The 534-nt window shown below is 47.8% G+C and carries 1 protein-coding gene; it reads right to left on the bottom strand.

Features of this window, described 5'->3' with window-relative positions; all coding sequences use genetic code 11:
• A partial coding sequence (locus AC23NW_RS36255) for a hypothetical protein (RefSeq protein ID WP_487455598.1) occupies positions 1-351 on the bottom strand: 351 nt, incomplete at its 3' end.
• Positions 352-534: the final 183 nt, after the last annotated feature.

The following is a 534-nucleotide window of genomic DNA, read 5'->3' as shown; positions in this document are numbered from 1 at the left end:
CCTATGCATGGTCATAAATTCGATTAGTGAGTTAAAATCATCCGCAAACTGATCGATTTTGGCGGCCATATTCTTCGTCATTGTTCTCTTTAATAAATTGTATACCAGGCTTCTAAGGCCACTCATTGTCCGGCTCAATGTGCTGTTTGAGCTCCGTAAGCTATCCTCCTGCAAGGTGACATCCCGCTGATAATGCATCGCTTCAACTTTCCAGTGCCCAAGTATGGCGTCAAATAACTCATCGGCCTGCTGCTGACTTTGTACCCCATAGTTGCTCAGAAAATAGCTGATTTCTTCGGTGGGCTGGCTGCCATCCAGTTTTCGCCGTACCCGTTTGACGCTAATCAGCATACAAAGACCACAGGTTTGCCAGCGAAGGTCTAAATGGCTTATATTTACCCTGAAACACGCATAAGTACGCTCCTGCTGCCGGCCATGGCCTCGTTTAGCGGCATCTTGCCGGCAGTAAACCGGCTCTTGCAGCAGTGTATGACAAATCGCATACCGGTACAACACCGGCTGATTCGATTTCAA

The sequence above is a fragment of the Arsenicibacter sp. R0_47 genome (assembly GCF_057652235.1).
Note: the sequence above shows the minus strand (reverse complement) of the source record. Positions and strands in the feature narration are given on the sequence as shown.